This is a genomic window from Ancylobacter moscoviensis, from assembly GCF_007559435.1.
GTDB lineage: Bacteria > Pseudomonadota > Alphaproteobacteria > Rhizobiales > Xanthobacteraceae > Ancylobacter > Ancylobacter moscoviensis.
The window spans coordinates 428,012-444,541 of the sequence record NZ_VMBP01000004.1 but is presented as its reverse complement, the minus strand read 5'-3'; the positions used below and the strand labels follow the sequence as shown (position 1 = coordinate 444,541).

Sequence of the window (16,530 nt, the reverse complement as noted above, 5' to 3'; positions counted from 1 at the left end):
ACGGGCGCGGCAAGGCCCGTCCGCTCACACGTATTCATATACCGTGCGGCCGGCAACCAGCGTACGCACCACGCGGCCCTCGAAGCGCGCCTCGTCGAAGGGGGTGTTTCGGCAGCGCGACTTGAGGGAGGTGGGATCGAGGATCCACGCCTCGTCGAGAGAGATGAGCGCGATGTCGGCGAGTCGTCCGGGACGCAGCGTCCCCGCCGGCAGGCCGAGCAGCTCGGCCGGGCGCGTTGACATGGCGCGGATCAGCGTCATGAGGTCGAGGCGGCCATCCGTCACCAGCCGCAGGCCGGCGGCCAGCATGGTCTCCAGCCCGACCGCGCCGAAGGCGGCCTCCGAGAAGGGCAGGCGCTTGACTTCGACGTCCTGCGGATTGTGGTCGGAGACGATGACGTCGATCAGCCCCTCGGCCACCGCCTCGACCAGCGCCACGCGGTCGTCCTCGCTGCGCAGCGGCGGGGTGAGCTTGAAGAAGGTGCGGTAGCCGACGACGTCGCGCTCGTTGAGCGTGAGGTGGTTGATGGAGGCCGACGCCGTGACGTTGATCCCGGCTTCCTTGGCGCGACGGAGCACGTCGAGCGACTCGGCGCAGGTCAGCGAGGCGGCGTGGTAGCGCCCGCCGGTGATCGCCGCGAGGCGCACGTCGCGCTCGAAGACAATGGTCTCCGCCGCCTTCGGCATGCCGGCGAGGCCGAGCCGCGAGGCGAGTTCGCCCTCGTTCATCACGCCTTCGCCGGCGAGGCTGGCGTCTTCGGTGTGATGGACGATCAGGGCGCCGAAGTCGCGCCCGTAGGTGAGGGCGCGGCGCAGGACCTGGGCGGAGGGAACCGAGCGCGTGCCGTCGGTGAAGGCGACGGCGCCGGCCGCGCCGAGCAGGCCGATCTCGGTCATCTCGCGGCCTTCCAGCCCCTTGGTCAGGGCGGCCATGGGATGGACATGGACGATGGCGGTGTCGCGCGCCCGACGCATGATGAAGTCGACGATGGCGGGATCGTCGATCACCGGGTCGGTGTCGGGCTGGCAGATGATGGTGGTCACGCCGCCCGCCGCCGCCGCCTGGCTGGCGGAGGCGAGCGTCTCGCGGTGCTCGGCGCCGGGCTCGCCCACGAAGGCGCGCATGTCGACGAGGCCGGGCACGGCGACGAGGCCGCGGCAGTCCACGATCTCGGTGTCCGCCGGCAAGCCGGCGGCGGTGAGGTCGGGCGCGATGTCCTTGATCACGCCGTCGGCGACGAGGATGTCGCCCTTGGTGTCGAGGTCGCGCGAGGGGTCGAGGATGCGCGCCTTGGCGAGCAGGATGGGACGGGGATCAGGCATTGGACGAATTCCCCGGCAGGGTGCGCGACAGGGCATCCAGCACGGCCATGCGGACGGCGACGCCCATCTCGACCTGCTCGCGGATGAGGGACTGGGCGCCGTCGGCCACGGCCGAGTCGATCTCGACGCCGCGATTCATCGGGCCGGGATGCATGACCAGCGCGTCGGGCCGGGCGTAGCGCAGCTTCGCCTCGTCGAGCCCCCAGAAATGGAAATACTCTTTCACCGAAGGCACATAGGAGCCGTTCATGCGCTCGCGCTGGAGGCGCAGCATCATCACGATGTCGACGTCTTCCAGCCCCCGGCGCATGTCTCCGTGAACCTCGACGCCGAAGCGCTCGATGTCCTTGGGCAGCAGGGTCGGCGGGGCGATGACGCGCACCTGCGCGCCGAGGGCCTGCAACAGCAGGATGTTGGAGCGGGCGACGCGCGAATGGGTGATGTCACCGCAGATGGCGACGGTCAGGCCCTGGATGCGGCCCTTGTTGCGGCGGATGGTCAGGGCGTCGAGCAGCGCCTGCGTCGGGTGCTCGTGCGCGCCGTCGCCGGCGTTGACGACCGAGCAGTCCACCTTGCGGGCGAGCAGCTCGGCGGCGCCGGAGGCGCTGTGGCGCACGATCAGCACGTCCGGGTGCATGGCGTTCAGCGTCGCGGCGGTGTCGATGAGCGTCTCGCCCTTCTTCACCGAGGAGGTGCTGACCGACATGTTCATCACGTCGGCGCCGAGGCGCTTGCCGGCGATCTCGAAGGACGACTGCGTGCGCGTCGAGGCTTCGAAGAACAGGTTGATCTGGGTACGGCCGCGCAGCGTCGTCCGCTTCTTCTCCACCTGCCGGTTGAGAACGACGAATTCTTCCGCGAGGTCGAGAAGGCCGACGATCTCGTCGGGCGACAGACCCTCGATGCCAAGCAGGTGCCGGCGCTGGAGGGTGAAGCTGGCAGTCGGGTTCGATGTCATATCGAAGTCGGCTGGATAGACGCAGCCGGCGCGCGCCGCAAGCATATAAGAGCGCTGTCCAGACTTTCGCGGCCCGACGCGCTCAAAGATGGGCGACGGCGGCGATGACCAGCGGCATGGTCACGGCGGCGAGGAGGGTCTGCACGGTGAGGATTTCCGCCAGCAGCGGCGCGTCGCCGCCCATCTGCCGCGCCAGCACGTAGCCGTTGGGCGCGGAAGGCACGGACGCCCCGACCGCGACGATGAGCAGGTCCACCTCGCGCAGGCCGAGGGCAAGGCCGATGCCGACGGCGAGCGCCGGCAGGATGGCGAGCTTGATCAGGCTGGTGAACCACGTGGCGGCGCGTGGCGAGCGCAGATCCTCGAGGCGCAGGCCCGCCCCGACGACGAGCAGCCCCAGCGCCAGCGAGGCGCGGCCGAGAATATCGCCGAAGGTGACGAGCACCGGCGGAATCGGCAGGTCGGTGGCGTTGATCGCCGCGCCGGCGGCGCAGGACCAGATGAAGGGATTGCGCACGAGCTGGAGCAGCAGCAGGCGGTTGCCGCCGCCGCCGTTCTCGCCGTGCCGCGCCAGCACGATGACGCTGAGCGCGTTGAGCACCGGGATCATCACCGCCAGCCCGACCGCCGCCACGGCGAGGCCGCGCGGGCCGGCGAGCGAACCGGAGACGGCGAGCGCGATGTAGGTGTTCCAGCGCAGCGCGCCCTGGAAGACGGAGGTGTAGCTCGGCCCCGGCAGCGAAAAGGCGCGGCAGACCGGCTTGCGCGCCAGGCTGAGCAGGGTCCCGACGACGGCGATGGAGCCGAGCAGCGCGACCGAGACCTCGACCACGGCGACGTTGCCGAGCTCGGCGCGCGAGATGCTGACCACCAGCAGCGCCGGGAACAGCACGAAATAGGTGAGCCGCTCCAGCGCGATCCAGTGCGAGGCTTCCGGCAGCAGGCCGCGCTTCAGCACGACGCCGAGGGCGATCACGAGGAAGACCGGCACCAGCGCGCCGAGCACCGCCGCCATGGTCAGCCGCGCTCCATCAACCGCGCTCCATCAGCCGTGCTCGGCGATGAAGCGCAGGCGGTCCAGCGCGCCCTGCAGGATGAAGGCGGCGGCCTGCTGGTCCACCACTTCGGCGCGCCGGGCGCGGCTCATGTCGGTGGCGATCATGTCGCGCTCGACGGCGGCCGTGGACAGGCGCTCGTCCCACAGGATGATCGGCAGCTCGGTCAGCTTCGCCAGATTGCGGGCGAAGGCGCGCGAAGCCTGCGCGCGCGGGCCCTCGCTGCCGTCCATGTTCACGGGAAGGCCGAGCACGAAGCCGACCGCTCCCCGTGCCGCCGCGAGGGCGAGCAGGCGCTGGGCGTCGGGCGTGAACTGCTTGCGGGCGACGGTTTCCACGCCCGCCGCGATGCGGCGGTCGGGGTCGGAACTGGCGACGCCGATGGTCTTGGTGCCGAGATCGAGGCCGATCAGCCCGCCGCGCGGCGGCAGGAGAGGGGCGGCGTCGGTGACGGTGATGATCGCGGCAACCATGGTGCCCTGCGCGTAGCACGGCGGCCGGCCGGAAGCCATGGCCGCGTGGCGGGACAGGCGCGCCGGACGGGCTTGAGTCCCCGGGGTCGCGCATTATGTTGCCGCGGCAACCCGGCAGGCACGCGGGACAGATGGAGAGCGGCGATGAAGATCACCTGGTTTGGCCATGCGGCGTTTCGGCTGGAATTCGCCGGCAAGGTTGTTCTCATTGACCCGTTCCTGACCGGCAACCCGGCCTTCACCGGCTCGGCCGCGCAGGCGACCGAGGGCGTCACCCACGTGCTGCTCACCCACGGCCATGGCGATCACGTCGGCGACACGGTGGATATCGCGGGCAGGAGCGGGGCGACGGTGGTCGCCAACGCCGACCTCGCGAGCTGGCTCGGCACGCAGGGCGTCGGCAAGCTGGAGATGATGAACGCCGGCGGCACCATCCATCTCGACGGTTTCACCGTGAGCATGGTGCGGGCCGACCATTCCTCGGGCATGGTCCGCGACGGCGCGACCATCTATCTCGGCAATGCCAACGGGCTGATCGTCAAGGCGCCGGGCGAGCCGACCGTCTGGCACATGGGCGACACCGACATCTTCTCGGACATGGCGCTGATCGCCGAGATCCACAAGCCGGACGTGGTCATCGTGCCGATCGGCGACCGCTTCACCATGGGGCCGGAGACGGCGGCGGTGGCCGTGTCGCGCTATCTCGGCGGGCTGACGATCATTCCCGCCCATTACGGCTCGTTCGGCCTGCTGGAGCCGAAGGCCGACCGTTTCGTCTCGCTGGTGGGCGAGGAGGCGACGGTGATCGTTCCCGAGAAGGGCGTGGCGACGGAACTGCGCCGCCCGTGAGCGGCGCGCTTCAGCGCGGCCCGGCGGAGGTGGCGGCGACCGCCTCGCGGATGGCGAAGGCCTGACGCACCAGCGCGATGGCGACGAAGGTGTCGATCGCCTCGTCCAATGCCGGCTCCGCGACGAAGCCCGCGCTGCCGGTGCCCGGCGCCTCGACTCGGCGCACCAGCCCGGTCTCGGCGGCCTTCCGCAGGATGTCGCCGACATGAGAGCGCGAGACCCGGTAGGTCTGCGCCAGATGTAGGATGGTCAGCGTCTCTCCGGCGCGGGTCGCCTCGTAGAGGGCGAACGCGATCATGAGGCCGCCGTCGCGGTCGGCGAAGACGTCGACGCGGGGGATGTCGTGCGCGATGCGCCAGCCCGCCCGGAATGGGCGGAGCAGGGCGGATACGTAAGCGGCGCCGAAGCCGGGGTCGTCCAGCCGCGACAGTCCGATCCCGCCCTCCGGCAGGGCGGGGTGCATCGCTTCGAACAGGACGCGCCAGCGCTCCCTGTGGATGTCGAGCAGGCGCGGCGTGGCGACGAGACGCCGGCGCCGGCCGTCCTTGTCCGGCGCAGGCGCGACCAGTCCGAGCAGCCGCGCGGCGGCCAGCACCGCGCCGACCCGGCCGGGACTGCACAGACCGAGCGCGACCGCTTCCGCCTTGAGCCGGCCCGCCGTCAGGCCGGGCGCCTCGGCCGGCTCGAAATGCATGTCGAGCATCAGCAGGGCGAGGGCGATGCGGGCGCGGTCGTTCAGCAGCCGCGTGAGCAGGACGTTGCCCTGATAGCTGCGCCCGAGGTTCACGGCGGCGCGGCGGGCGATCTCCGGGAAATCCGGGCGGGCCCGCAGGCGCGCCCGCGCCTCCAGCTCGCCGGGCGTCAGCGGGCTCTCAGGCGCGGCGGTGAGGTCCGGGTTCCATGCCGGAGCGGTCTTCGCAAACATGTCTCTCCCGCCATTGCGACCAATAATCGACATTGCCGCCCCCTGCGCGGCGAGCATCATGCGCGCCGTTTTCCCAAGCGGAAGCCTGATCGAGGGAACGGCATGACGATTTCTCGTCCTCGCATGTGCGCACGCACCGGTCTACTCGCCGCCGTCGTCGCCGGCAGCACCCTGCTTTCGGCCTTCGGCGGCGACGCCCGCGCGGCCGTCGTCTACTGCACGGCTCCGGGCATTCCGGCCGGATGCATCGTGCGTCCGACGCCCTATGCGCCGGCCGCGCGCGCCGCCGTCTACTGCACGCGGCCGGGCTATCCGGTCGGATGCGTGGCGGGTGGCGCCGTCGCGGCGCCGGCGGCGCGCGCCGTTGTCCGGCCGGGGCCGGGCGTCAATGCCGGCGGGCCGGTGAACCGTCCCGGATTGCGCTGACCGCTTTCACCACGCTGGAGGATATCATGATCCGTCTTCGCACCGCTTCGGTTGCCGCCATCGCTCTGGCGGCGCTTCTCGGCAGCGCGCCGGCCTTCGCCGACAAGGCGGCGGGCGATGCCTGCGCGGCCGCACTCTCGCCGGACGGCAAGGCCATCTATGCCGCCGTGATGGGCACGGGCCCCGGCGGCGACCTGCGCAGCGTCGTCACCGACATCACCAAGTCCCTCGTCATGTCCGGCAAGATCGACCGCGGCAACGCCCGCACGAACGCCCAGGCGGCGGGTGCCTGCCTCCAGCAGGCGCGTTCCTGAAAGACGCCTCGACCGATATCCGAAACCGTCGATACCGGGCGCCGCGCGTTGCGGGGCCCGGTGCCCGCCTGCTATAGGGCGCGCATCGGTTTCAGTTGATTGGGATTTCGGATGTCGGTCGATCAGGCGACGGTCCGGCGGGTCGCGCATCTCTCGCGCATCGCCGTGACGGAGGACGAGGTGGCCCATCTCCAGGGCGAGCTCAACGCCATCCTCGCCTTTGTGGAGCAGCTCGGCGAAGTGGACACCACCGGCGTCGAGCCGATGACCAGCGTCATTCCGATGCAGCTTCCCCTGCGCACCGACGTCGTGAACGACGGCGGCGATGCGCGGCGCGTGCTCGCCAACGCCCCGGTGGCCGAGGACGGCTTCTTCGCCGTTCCCAAGGTGGTGGAGTGAGCGCCATGACCGAACTCACCCGCCTCACCGTCACCGCCGCCCGCGAAGGGCTGGCGCAGGGCCATTTCACCGCCACCGAGCTGACGCAGGCCTATCTCGACGCCATCGCGCCGGCCGGCGACCTCAACGCCTATGTGCTGGCCACGCCCGACAAGGCGCTGGAGATGGCCAAGGCCAGCGACGAGCGCATCGCCAAGGGCGAGGCGGGGCCGCTGGAGGGTATCCCGCTCGGCATCAAGGACATGTTCGCGACCAACGGCGTGCGCACCACGGCGTGCTCGAACATTATCAAGAACTTCGTGCCGCCCTATGAGTCGACCGTCACCTCGCAGCTCTGGCGGGACGGCGCGGTGCTGCTCGGCAAGCTCAACCAGGACGAGTTCGCCATGGGCTCGTCCAACGAATCGAGCGCCTTCGGCCCGGCGGTGAACCCGTGGCGGCGCAACGGCTCGGCTCAGCCGCTGGTGCCGGGCGGGTCCTCGGGCGGCTCGGCGGCGGCGGTGGCGGCGCATATCTGCGCGGCGGCGGCCGGCACCGACACCGGCGGCTCGATCCGCCAGCCGGCGGCCTTCACCGGCACGGTCGGCATCAAGCCGACCTACGGGCGCTGCTCGCGCTGGGGCATCATCGCCTATGCCTCCTCGCTCGATCAGGCCGGTCCCATCGCCCGTTCGGTGAACGACGCGGCGCTGCTGCTGCGCTCGATGGCCGGGCACGACCCGAAGGATTCGACCAGCGCCAACCTTCCCGTGCCGGATTACGAGGCGGCGGTCGGCGCCTCGGTGAAGGGCAAGCGGATCGGCATCCCCAGGGAATACCGTGTCGACGGCATGTCGGCGGAGATCGCGCGCCTCTGGGACAAGGGCGCGGACATGCTGCGCGATGCCGGCGCCGAGGTGGTCGAGATCAGCCTGCCGCACACCAAATACGCGCTGCCGGCCTACTACATCGTCGCGCTGGCCGAGGCCTCGTCGAACCTCGCGCGCTATGACGGCGTGCGCTATGGCGAGCGCGTGCCCGGCCGCGACATCGTCGAGATGTACGAGAAGACCCGCGCCGCCGGCTTCGGCGACGAGGTACGCCGGCGCATCATGATCGGCACCTATGTGCTCTCCGCCGGCTATTACGACGCCTACTACCTCAAGGCGCAGAAGGTCCGCACGCTGATCAAGCGCGATTTCGAGATCGCCTTCGCGGAGGGCATCGACGCGGTGCTCGCGCCGGCGACGCCCTCGGCCGCTTTCGGCATCGGCGAGAAGTCGAGCGGCGATCCGGTCGAGATGTACCTGCAGGACGTGTTCACGGTGACGCTGAACATGGCCGGCCTGCCGGGCATCGCGGTGCCGGCGGGGCTCTCCTCCGAGGGCCTGCCGCTCGGGCTCCAGCTCATCGGCCGCCCCTTCGGCGAGGAGGGGCTGTTCTCCCTCGCCCAGGTGATCGAGGAGGCCGCCGGCCGCTTCGAGATCGCCGAACGCTGGTGGGAGTAGGCGATGCGCCAGCTGCCCGAGAATGAGCGCTCCCTCGCGCCCTTCCGGGCCGAGATCGATGCCATCGATGCGCAGATGGTCGAATTGCTGGCGCGCCGCTTCGAGGTCGTGAAGCACGTCGTCGCGGTGAAGAGGACGGAAGGTCTCGCGGCCTTCCTGCCGGAGCGCGTCGATGACGTGATCGAGAAGGTGAGCGTGCGCGCGGAAACCCATGGCGTGCCGCCGGAGCTGGCCGAAAAGCTCTGGCGCGTGCTGATCGAATGGGTGATCGACTACGAGAACGAGCGGCTCGGATAGGCGGGCCGTCAGTCCTCGGCGGAACCGCACGCGCCAGTGAGGCGGCTGGCGGCGTCGATGCGCTCGCTGAGCGCGGCGAGATCGCGGGCGATCTCCTGCTCGACCCAGTCCTGGAACTGGCCGGCGTTGCGGCAGAAGCCGGGCAGGGGCTGTGTGTCCGGCACGTCGTCGAGCCAGGAGCGGCACTCCTCGCCGGCGCGGCAGCCGAGGCAGCGCTGGGCGGCGGCGCGCAGGGCCTCGCCGGAGGCGGTCTGTAGATCGTCGGGGTCGAGCCCGGCATGTTCAATCATGCGACGGAAGAGCTGGAGCCGCTCGTCGATGGTGTCCACCCGCATCGCTTGCCTCCCTCGATTGAGGCAGCAAGGTGGGGGACAGGTCAGCAGGGCACCTTGATCTCGATCAAGGTGCCCCGACCCAGCGGCTGAACACCGGCAGGTCGATATTGCCGCCCGACAGCACCACGCCGACGCGCCGCCCGGCCGCGCGATCCTTCTCGCGCATTAGGGCCGCGAGCGCGGCGGCGCCGGCGCCTTCCGCGAGGTTGTGGGTGTCGGTCCAGTAGACGCGGATCGCTTCCGCCACCTCGTGGTCGGGAACCGTGACGATGCGCGACACGCCTTCGCGGATGATTTCCAGAGCGGCGGGGTCGGGCACGCGCACGGCGAGGCCGTCGGCCATGGTGTCCGCGCTTTCCAGCGTCACCGGACGGCCGGCCTCCAGCGAGCGCGCATAGGCGGGTGCGTGGGCGCTTTGCACGCCGACGATCTCGGTCGCCAGCCCCAGCAGGTCGCGGGTGCGGATGGTGCCGCATATGCCCGATCCGAGGCCGATGGGCACGTAGAGGGCATCGAGCGGCGGCGCGGCGCGAAACAGCTCCAGCGCCCAGGTCGCGACGCCGACCACCAGATCGGGGTGGAAGGACGGCGCGAAGAGCAAACCCTCCTCGGCGGCGAGCCGCATGGCGTGCTGGCGGGCGGCGTCGAAATCGGCGCCGTGCTCGACCAGCCGCGCGCCGAGCGCGCGCATGGCCGCGTTCTTCTCGACGCTGTTGCCCTCCGGCACGACGATGGTGACGGGGATGCCGACGCGGCGGCCGGCAAAGGCGAGGGACTGGCCGTGATTGCCCCGCGTGGCGGAGATGATGCCCGCGCCCGCCACGCCATCGCGGGCGAGCCGCGCCAGATGGATGAGCCCGCCGCGCACCTTGAAGGCGCCGGTCGGCGTCTGGTTCTCGTGCTTCACCCAGACTTCCGCGCCGACCCGCTCGGCCAGCAGCGGCCAGGCATACTGGTGGGTGCCAGGAAACACGGCATGGACCTGCCGGAGGGCGTCTTCCAGCTCGTCGAGCGTGAACATGCGGGTGAACTCGGCCGGTGGAGAGGAGGGCCGAGCAATAGGCGATTGCGGCCGGGCGGTAAACCGGCGCGTCCGATGGGCGCGAGCCGGTTGCGGCATCGGGGGCCAGGGAGTAGGGAAACGGTCGACGAAATCCGTTGTGACGAGATACGCCGCCCATGAACATGCATGCTCGCCCCGCCGACCCGAAGAAGCTCATCAAGGGCGCCACCGGCGACTGGGAAGTGGTGATCGGCATGGAGATCCATGCCCAGGTCACCTCGAACTCCAAGCTGTTCTCCGGCGCCTCGACCGAGTTCGGCGGCGAGCCCAACAGCCATGTCTCGCTTGTCGACGCGGCGATGCCGGGCATGCTGCCGGTGATCAACGAGGAATGCGTGAAACAGGCGGTGCGCACCGGGCTGGGCCTGAAGGCGCAGATCAACAACCGCTCGGTGTTCGACCGCAAGAACTACTTCTACCCGGACCTGCCGCAGGGCTACCAGATCAGCCAGTACAAGAGCCCCATCGTGGGCGAGGGCGTGGTGCTGGTCGATACCGCCGACGGGCAGATCGAGGTCGGCATCGAGCGCCTGCATCTGGAGCAGGACGCGGGCAAGTCGATCCACGACCTGCACCCGACCCAGTCGCTGGTCGACCTCAACCGCTCGGGCGTGGCGCTGATGGAGATCGTCTCCCGGCCGGACCTGCGCTCGTCGGAGGAGGCGAAGGCCTATGTGACCAAGCTGCGCACCATCCTGCGCTATCTCGGCACCTGCGACGGCGACATGGAGAAGGGCAACCTGCGCGCCGACGTGAACGTCTCCGTGCGCAAGCCGGGCGACGATTTCGGCACGCGCTGCGAGATCAAGAACGTCAACTCCATCCGCTTCATCGGCCAGGCCATCGAGACCGAGGCGCGCCGGCAGATCGGCATCATCGAGGACGGCGGCACCATCGACCAGGAAACGCGGCTGTTCGACCCGAACAAGGGCGAGACGCGCTCCATGCGCTCGAAGGAAGAGGCGCATGACTACCGCTACTTCCCCGACCCGGACCTGCTGCCGCTCGAATTCGACGACGCCTTCGTCACCGAGCTCGCGGCGCATCTGCCGGAGCTGCCGGACGAGAAGAAGGCGCGCTTCGTCTCCGCCTATGGCCTGTCCGCCTATGACGCCGACGTGCTGGTCGCCGAGAAAGACACCGCCGACTATTACGAGGCCTGCGCCACCGGGCGCGACGCCAAGGCGGCGGCGAACTTCGTCATCAACGAGCTGTTCGGCCGGCTGAACAAGGAAGGCAAGGACATCGCCTCCTCGCCGGTCTCCGCCCAGCAGATAGGCGCCATCGTCGACCTGATCGCCGACGGCACCATCTCCGGCAAGATCGCCAAGGACCTGTTCGAGATCGTCTTCACCGAGGGCGGCGACCCGCGCGAGATCGTGGAAGCGCGCGGCATGAAGCAGGTCACTGACACCGGCGCCATCGAGGCGGCTGTCGACGCCATCATCGCTGCCAACCCCGACAAGGTGGAGCAGGTGAAGGCCAAGCCGACCATGCTCGGCTGGTTCGTCGGCCAGGTGATGAAGCAGACCGGCGGCAAGGCCAATCCGCAGGCGGTGAACGACCTGCTGAAGGGCAAGCTCGGGATATGAGCGTCGTTCGGCGCACCAGTGCCGATAAGAGTGTCGTCATGCCCGGGCTTGACCCGGGTATCCATGTTTTTATGCGCGGGTAGGAAATCGTGGATGGCCGGGTCAAGCCCGGCCATGACGGTCGATCGGATGGGAAGATAGATGGCCGCCGAGTTCGACGCCGTGCTTTCCGTCGGTCCTGTGCTGATCGAGCCGGCGACCCGCGCGGACCTGCCGGCCATCGTCGAAATTCTCGCGCTCGAAACCATGTTCGGCGTGCGCGACAGCGTCGATCCGGCCGATTTCGCCGACTATGAGCAGGCCTTCGCGGCGATCGCCGACGACCCACGCACGACGCTCTACGTGGCGAGGGTGGGCGGCCGGGTGCTCGGCACCTTCCAGCTTCTGCTGATGCGGGCGCTGACGCGGCACGGCGCCGTGCTCGCCATCGCCGAGGCGGTGCAGGTGCACCCGGAGGCGCGCGGGCAGGGCGTCGGCGGCGCCATGATGGCCTTCGCCGCCGAGGAGGCGAAGCGGCGCGGGGCCGCCTCGCTCCAGCTGGTCTCCAACAAGAAGCGCCTCGACGCGCACCGCTTCTACGAGCGCGCCGGCTTCGAGAAGCGGCTCGACGGCTTCAAGATGGAGTTCTAGCCGTCCGCGACAGGGATGCCGCCTCTCACGGCAGGCAGCGCGCCATGAAGACGTGCCAGGCCTTGGCGCCGGAGAGGCTGTTCTTGGCCTTGTAGTCCTGCCATTCGGAATTGCAGCGGTTCAGGGCCTCGCGGTCGTTCTCGTCGGAATCCTTGCTCTTGCGCCCGGCGGCCTCGGAGGTCTGGCGCGAGGAGACGGACGGAACGGAGGTGCGCGGCTTGGCGGCGCCGTCCTTGCCCTCGCTCTTCGGCGCGGCGTCTTCCTTGATCGCGGCGGGCGAGCCGGCGAGGCACTGCTGCGCGAAGTCGCGATAGGTCTGGTTGCCCGTCTGGTTCTTCGCCTTCATCTCGTTCCAGCGGTCGGCGCACTGCTTGATCGTCGGCTGCGCGGCGGTGGCGTTGGGTCCGGTCGGGGTCGTGCGCTTCGGCGCCGAATCGGCGGCCGGGGTCGCGGTCCTCGCTCCCGAATCCGATTTCCCGGAATCAGCCTTCCCGGAGTCCGTCTTGCCGGAATCGGTTTTGGCCGCTTTGCCGCCGACATCCACCAGACACTTCTGGGAGAAGTCGCGATAGGTCTGGTCGCCGGTCTGGTTCTTCGCCTTCATCTCGTTCCAGCGGTCCGCGCAGACCTTGGCGGGCGAGGGAGCGCTCTGCGCCAGTGCCCCTGCCGTCATGGCGACGAGCATGGCGGGAATGAGAAGGCGGAGCGGGGCAGTCCGTTTCACGATGCGTATCTCATCTCTGGTTCGGGCACGGCTCGCGGCCGACGGTCGAATCTATCCGGTTCGGCCGGACGATGCGAGCGGGGCGAGACGCCGGCAGGGGGGCGGTCGCTTGCCAGCATCCAAGGGCGGCTCTAGTTCTGGTGGGGAACCGCCCGCGACGGGCGATGCGAAGGCACTCATTCCATGGCCCAGCTCCAGACCCGCCCGATCCAGCTCTATTACTGGCCCACGCCGAATGGCTGGAAGATCGCCATCATGCTGGAGGAGTGCGGCCTCCCCTATGAAGTGATTCCGGTGAATATCGGCCGGGGCGACCAGTTCAAGCCGGACTTCCTCGCCATCTCGCCCAACAACAAGATGCCCGCCATCGTCGATCCCGAGGGGCCGGACGGAAAGCCGATCTCGATCTTCGAATCGGGGGCCATCCTCCAGTATCTCGGCCGCAAGACCGGCCTGTTCTACCCCGCCGATGAGCGCGGGCGGATCGAGGTCGACCAGTGGCTGTTCTGGCAGATGTCCGGTCTCGGGCCGATGGCCGGGCAGGCGCATCATTTCCGCATCTACGCGCCGGAGAAGATCCCCTACGCCATCGAGCGCTACACCAACGAGGTGCACCGGCTCTATGGCGTGATGAACCGGCGTCTTGCCGACCGACCGTTCCTGGCGGGGGATTACTCCATCGCCGACATCGCCTGCGTCGGTTGGGCGAAGCTGTGGGAGCGGCAGGGGCAGGACATCGCCGAGTTCCCGCATTTCGCCGCCTGGCTGGAGCGGGTGCTGGCGCGGCCGGCGGTCAAGCGCGGCCTCGCGCTGAACGCCGAGGACCGCACGAAGATCGACATTGCCACCGACCAGCAGGCGCAGAGCGTGCTGTTCGGCCAGCGCGCGCGCCCCTGAACGGTGCATGCCCGCGTGGCGATCGGTGGACCGTCTGCGCATTCGGCCTTGACCGGGGGGCGGCGGAAACCTAGACAGGTCGCCGGCTTGAAACCGCAGCCGCCGCAGGGGGGCACGGGGCCGGCTGGAGACGTGGCCGAGAGGCTGAAGGCACTCGTTTGCTAAATGAGCAGACCCCCAAAAGGGTCTCGAGGGTTCGAATCCCTCCGTCTCCGCCATTTGCCGCCGATTACCGTACAAATTGATAGGGTATCTCCTTGATTATCAATGAGATATCCAGTTGTGGCGGCTGGCCTAAGCGGAGAGGTTCTCGCACGTCCTGCCGTTTGTTTTGATCGTTTCGATCAGTGCCCGCAGGCCGGGCGAGACGTGACGGCGGCCGGGGTAGTAGAGGCATACTCCCGGAAACGCCGGGCACCATTCGTCCAGCACGCGCTCAAGCTGATGCTCCCGTAGCGCTTCGGCGACAAGAAAGTCGGGAACGAAAGCAATCCCGATACTGTCGATCGCGGCCTCCACCATCAGGACCTGGTCCGTCAGCGTGAGCGGCCCGGTGACGTTGATGGTCTCCGCGATGCCATGACGCTCGAATTCCCAGCGATAAATCGCTCCACTTTCGAAGCGAAAGCGGATGCAATCATGCCGGTACAGGTCTTGGGGCACGGTTAGACGACCATGGGTCTTGAGATAGCTGGGCGAGGCGACCGCTGCGAAACGGACGGTATCGATAATGCGGACCGCGATCATGTCCTGCGGCACGGCTTCGGCCAGACGAATGCCGGCATCGAAGCCCTCAGCGACGATGTCTCCCAGCCTTCCATCCGTGACGATATCGAGATGGACCTCCGGATAGGCCTTGTGAAACCGGGCGAGCAGCGGCCGCAGGACCATGCGGATCGCCACGTCGCTGGCGTTGATCCGGACCGTCCCGCTGGGCGTGCCGCGAAAATCGTCGACCTCCTGCAGCGCTTCCGTAATCGATGACATGGCCGGGCGGAGTTTGGCAGCGAGCCGCTCGCCCGCCTCGGTCAATGAGACGCTGCGCGTCGTTCGATTGAACAGGCGCACGCCGAGGCGCTGTTCGAGGCTCTTCACCGAGTGGCTGACCGCCGACCGGGTGACGTTGAGCTCGACCGATGCCGCGCGAAAGCTGCGGTGGTTCGCGACCGCCAGGAACACGCTGAGCGCGAACAGATCGCCGGATTTCGATTGGTGAATGTCGTTCATCTCGTTATCAAGAATTGGCGAGATTGTTCAGACAATCAAGGGTGGTTAGCTTCGCGGCACTCGGAAAAGGAGAACGTCACGATGGCCAAGCATGGCAACTACACCGCCGAGAAAGTCGCATTCCCGTCGCATGGCGAAAACCTCGTCGGGGTCGTCTATCGTCCGAAGGGAAATGGCCCGTTCCCGGCCGTCGTTCTGCTCGGACCCTACTCCTTCGAAAAGGAACAGGCCCCAACCTATTATGCAACGCGACTGGCCGATGAGGGCTTTCTGGCGCTCGCCTTCGATCCGCGCACTGTCGGCGAGAGCAGCGGTACGCCACGCCGGCTTGAGAATCCCAAGATGAAGAACGAGGATGCCGTCTCGGCGCTTGACTATCTGTTGACCCGTCCGGATGTCGATCCCGACGGCGTCTTCGGTCTCGGCATCTGCCAAGGCGGACCGGAGATGCTCGACATCGCCTCCTATGATGATCGCATCAAGGCCGTCGCCTCCGTGACGGGATACTATCGCGACCGCGAGACCGACCTGTTCATGATCGCAGCCGGCGTGGCGGAAAACCCGTTCGACAAGGCGACCGCCCCCACGACCGAGGAACTGGAGGCGCTGCTTGCGGCCCGCCTCGTACGCGCGCGCGACGCGAAGGCGCGCTACGAAGCAACAGGCGAGGTGATCTATCGTCCGCTCGTCGCGCCGGAACTCGGTGACCGCAAGGCCGGTTCGGAGGCAGGGCTGCCGGGGCCGCTGGTCTGGAGCTGGTACGGCCCCTGGACGCTGAGGGGTTGGGAGAACCGCTATGCCGTCATGAGCGACCTCGACCATTTCGACTATACGACCGTGCCCGGCGTGGCGAAGCTCGACAAGCCGGCCCTCATCATCCACTCGGACATGTGCATGAACCCGGCAGCGGCACGCCGGCACTTCGACTCCATCCCGACCAAGGACAAGAAGCTGCTCTGGGAGAATGGGACCAATCACTTCCAGTATTACGAACAGCCTGATGTTGTAGACCGGACCGTCGGCCATGCCGCCGACTGGTTCCGCGAGCACATGGCCTGAGGCCAGACGCAGGTGCGGCGCGGGAGCTTCCCGTGCCGCACCTGCATTAGAGAAGGATTTAGAGGGACAGGGCGTAGAGGTAGTTCTCCGATTCATCGCTTTCGGCCCGCCAATACCGTTGATTTATTGAGTTTTTTGCGATTTTCTGGCTTTGGCCGCACGGGCGTCATAACCGCAGAATTGCACTAACGAACTGGTTTGATCACACGCGGCTTGTCGAAACGCCCGCGGAATTTCGGCATCGTTTGATCGCAAGTAGGTCAGCGCCAGTCGCACCAGACCAACGGCGTGTCGGGTGCGCTCGATTGCGTTCTCCAGGTCGATCTGGTCGACGGCACGGGCGGGAGTGGTGTGGATGTTCATTTCTTGACCTCCACGAGCTGACCTTCGACCAGCACCGCTTCCTTCCGCGGCACGTCGCCTGCGGGGTGCTTCGGCCCGTCCCGATCTGTCGTCAATCTGACGCGGGAAGTCGGATACGTGGCTTGGCCGGGCGG

20 protein-coding genes and 1 tRNA gene are annotated in these 16,530 nt (G+C 68.3%); 11 read left to right on the top strand and 10 right to left on the bottom strand.

From position 1 onward, the window contains the following. Positions 1-24 precede the first annotated feature (24 nt). The 4 genes from FO470_RS14590 to ruvX all read right to left on the bottom strand — a co-directional run bounded on the left by FO470_RS14590 (position 25) and on the right by ruvX (position 3,809). Positions 25-1,323, bottom strand: a complete 1,299-nt coding sequence (locus FO470_RS14590; protein WP_144343680.1) for a dihydroorotase — start codon at positions 1,321-1,323, stop codon at positions 25-27. Then, positions 1,316-2,281 (bottom strand): aspartate carbamoyltransferase catalytic subunit, encoded by a 966-nt coding sequence (locus tag FO470_RS14585; protein WP_144343679.1) that lies wholly within the window; start codon positions 2,279-2,281, stop codon positions 1,316-1,318. Before FO470_RS14585 ends, FO470_RS14590 begins: the two co-directional genes overlap by 8 nt. Positions 2,282-2,363: 82 nt before the next feature. Continuing rightward, complete coding sequence (locus FO470_RS14580; protein WP_144343678.1) at positions 2,364-3,296, bottom strand: AEC family transporter; 933 nt, start codon at positions 3,294-3,296, stop codon at positions 2,364-2,366. Positions 3,297-3,326: 30 nt separating this feature from the next. Then, positions 3,327-3,809, bottom strand: coding sequence for a Holliday junction resolvase RuvX (gene ruvX / locus FO470_RS14575; protein ID WP_144343677.1), 483 nt, complete (start codon positions 3,807-3,809; stop codon positions 3,327-3,329). A 144-nt stretch (positions 3,810-3,953) separates the two neighbouring features. On the opposite strand from ruvX, the gene FO470_RS14570 reads away from it, so the two are divergent. Further along, on the top strand, positions 3,954-4,658 hold the full coding sequence (locus FO470_RS14570; RefSeq protein ID WP_144343676.1) for a metal-dependent hydrolase: 705 nt from the start codon (positions 3,954-3,956) through the stop codon (positions 4,656-4,658). Positions 4,659-4,668: 10 nt separating this feature from the next. Here FO470_RS14570 and FO470_RS14565 read toward each other — a convergent pair whose 3' ends face one another. Then, positions 4,669-5,583 (bottom strand): hypothetical protein, encoded by a 915-nt coding sequence (locus FO470_RS14565; protein ID WP_144343675.1) that lies wholly within the window; start codon positions 5,581-5,583, stop codon positions 4,669-4,671. A 123-nt stretch (positions 5,584-5,706) separates the two neighbouring features. On the opposite strand from FO470_RS14565, the gene FO470_RS14560 reads away from it, so the two are divergent. The 5 genes from FO470_RS14560 (at position 5,707) to FO470_RS14540 (ending at position 8,506) form a co-directional block, all read left to right on the top strand. After that, positions 5,707-6,009, top strand: a complete 303-nt coding sequence (locus FO470_RS14560; protein WP_144343674.1) for a hypothetical protein — start codon at positions 5,707-5,709, stop codon at positions 6,007-6,009. A 26-nt stretch (positions 6,010-6,035) separates the two neighbouring features. Continuing rightward, positions 6,036-6,323 (top strand): hypothetical protein, encoded by a 288-nt coding sequence (locus tag FO470_RS14555; RefSeq protein ID WP_144343673.1) that lies wholly within the window; start codon positions 6,036-6,038, stop codon positions 6,321-6,323. A gap of 111 nt (positions 6,324-6,434) precedes the next feature. Further along, entirely contained in the window at positions 6,435-6,722 is a 288-nt protein-coding gene (gene gatC, locus FO470_RS14550; RefSeq protein ID WP_144343672.1) for an Asp-tRNA(Asn)/Glu-tRNA(Gln) amidotransferase subunit GatC, read from the top strand. 5 nt (positions 6,723-6,727) lie between these two features. Then, positions 6,728-8,209 carry an Asp-tRNA(Asn)/Glu-tRNA(Gln) amidotransferase subunit GatA gene (gatA, locus tag FO470_RS14545; RefSeq protein ID WP_144343671.1) on the top strand — a complete coding sequence of 494 codons (1,482 nt, stop codon included), beginning with the start codon at positions 6,728-6,730 and terminating at the stop codon, positions 8,207-8,209. 3 nt (positions 8,210-8,212) lie between these two features. Further along, positions 8,213-8,506, top strand: a complete 294-nt coding sequence (locus FO470_RS14540; protein ID WP_144343670.1) for a chorismate mutase — start codon at positions 8,213-8,215, stop codon at positions 8,504-8,506. 8 nt (positions 8,507-8,514) lie between these two features. On the opposite strand, the gene FO470_RS14535 is transcribed toward FO470_RS14540, so the two are convergent. Then, a complete protein-coding gene (locus tag FO470_RS14535; protein ID WP_144343669.1) occupies positions 8,515-8,841 on the bottom strand; it encodes a DUF6455 family protein in 327 nt (108 codons plus the stop codon). A gap of 64 nt (positions 8,842-8,905) precedes the next feature. Beyond that, positions 8,906-9,862, bottom strand: coding sequence for a threonine dehydratase (locus tag FO470_RS14530; protein WP_144343668.1), 957 nt, complete (start codon positions 9,860-9,862; stop codon positions 8,906-8,908). Between the two features lie 158 nt (positions 9,863-10,020). Here FO470_RS14530 and gatB point away from each other — a divergent pair, with 158 nt between their 5' ends. Both gatB and FO470_RS14520 read left to right on the top strand, forming a co-directional pair. After that, positions 10,021-11,496, top strand: coding sequence for an Asp-tRNA(Asn)/Glu-tRNA(Gln) amidotransferase subunit GatB (gene gatB, locus FO470_RS14525; protein ID WP_418655056.1), 1,476 nt, complete (start codon positions 10,021-10,023; stop codon positions 11,494-11,496). A 141-nt stretch (positions 11,497-11,637) separates the two neighbouring features. Further along, positions 11,638-12,126: a GNAT family N-acetyltransferase gene (locus FO470_RS14520; protein ID WP_144343667.1), complete on the top strand. Its 489-nt coding sequence runs from the start codon at positions 11,638-11,640 to the stop codon at positions 12,124-12,126. Positions 12,127-12,151: 25 nt separating this feature from the next. Here the strand turns inward: FO470_RS14520 and FO470_RS14515 are convergent, their stop codons facing one another. After that, on the bottom strand, positions 12,152-12,850 hold the full coding sequence (locus FO470_RS14515) for a hypothetical protein (protein ID WP_144343666.1): 699 nt from the start codon (positions 12,848-12,850) through the stop codon (positions 12,152-12,154). 183 nt (positions 12,851-13,033) lie between these two features. On the opposite strand from FO470_RS14515, the gene FO470_RS14510 reads away from it, so the two are divergent. Together FO470_RS14510 and FO470_RS14505 are read left to right on the top strand one after the other, a co-directional pair. Then, complete coding sequence (locus FO470_RS14510) at positions 13,034-13,747, top strand: glutathione S-transferase N-terminal domain-containing protein (RefSeq protein WP_144343665.1); 714 nt, start codon at positions 13,034-13,036, stop codon at positions 13,745-13,747. Positions 13,748-13,873: 126 nt separating this feature from the next. Further along, a tRNA-Ser gene (locus FO470_RS14505) sits at positions 13,874-13,965 on the top strand. 76 nt (positions 13,966-14,041) lie between these two features. Here the strand turns inward: FO470_RS14505 and FO470_RS14500 are convergent. Beyond that, positions 14,042-14,974, bottom strand: a complete 933-nt coding sequence (locus FO470_RS14500) for a LysR family transcriptional regulator (RefSeq protein ID WP_144343664.1) — start codon at positions 14,972-14,974, stop codon at positions 14,042-14,044. On the opposite strand from FO470_RS14500, the gene FO470_RS14495 reads away from it, so the two are divergent. Then, positions 14,960-16,033 (top strand): alpha/beta hydrolase, encoded by a 1,074-nt coding sequence (locus FO470_RS14495; protein ID WP_210244924.1) that lies wholly within the window; start codon positions 14,960-14,962, stop codon positions 16,031-16,033. The two genes, FO470_RS14500 and FO470_RS14495, sit on opposite strands and share 15 nt — an antisense overlap. A 123-nt stretch (positions 16,034-16,156) precedes the next feature. Here the strand turns inward: FO470_RS14495 and FO470_RS14490 are convergent, their stop codons facing one another. Next, entirely contained in the window at positions 16,157-16,396 is a 240-nt protein-coding gene (locus FO470_RS14490; protein ID WP_144343663.1) for a hypothetical protein, read from the bottom strand. Positions 16,397-16,530: the final 134 nt, after the last annotated feature.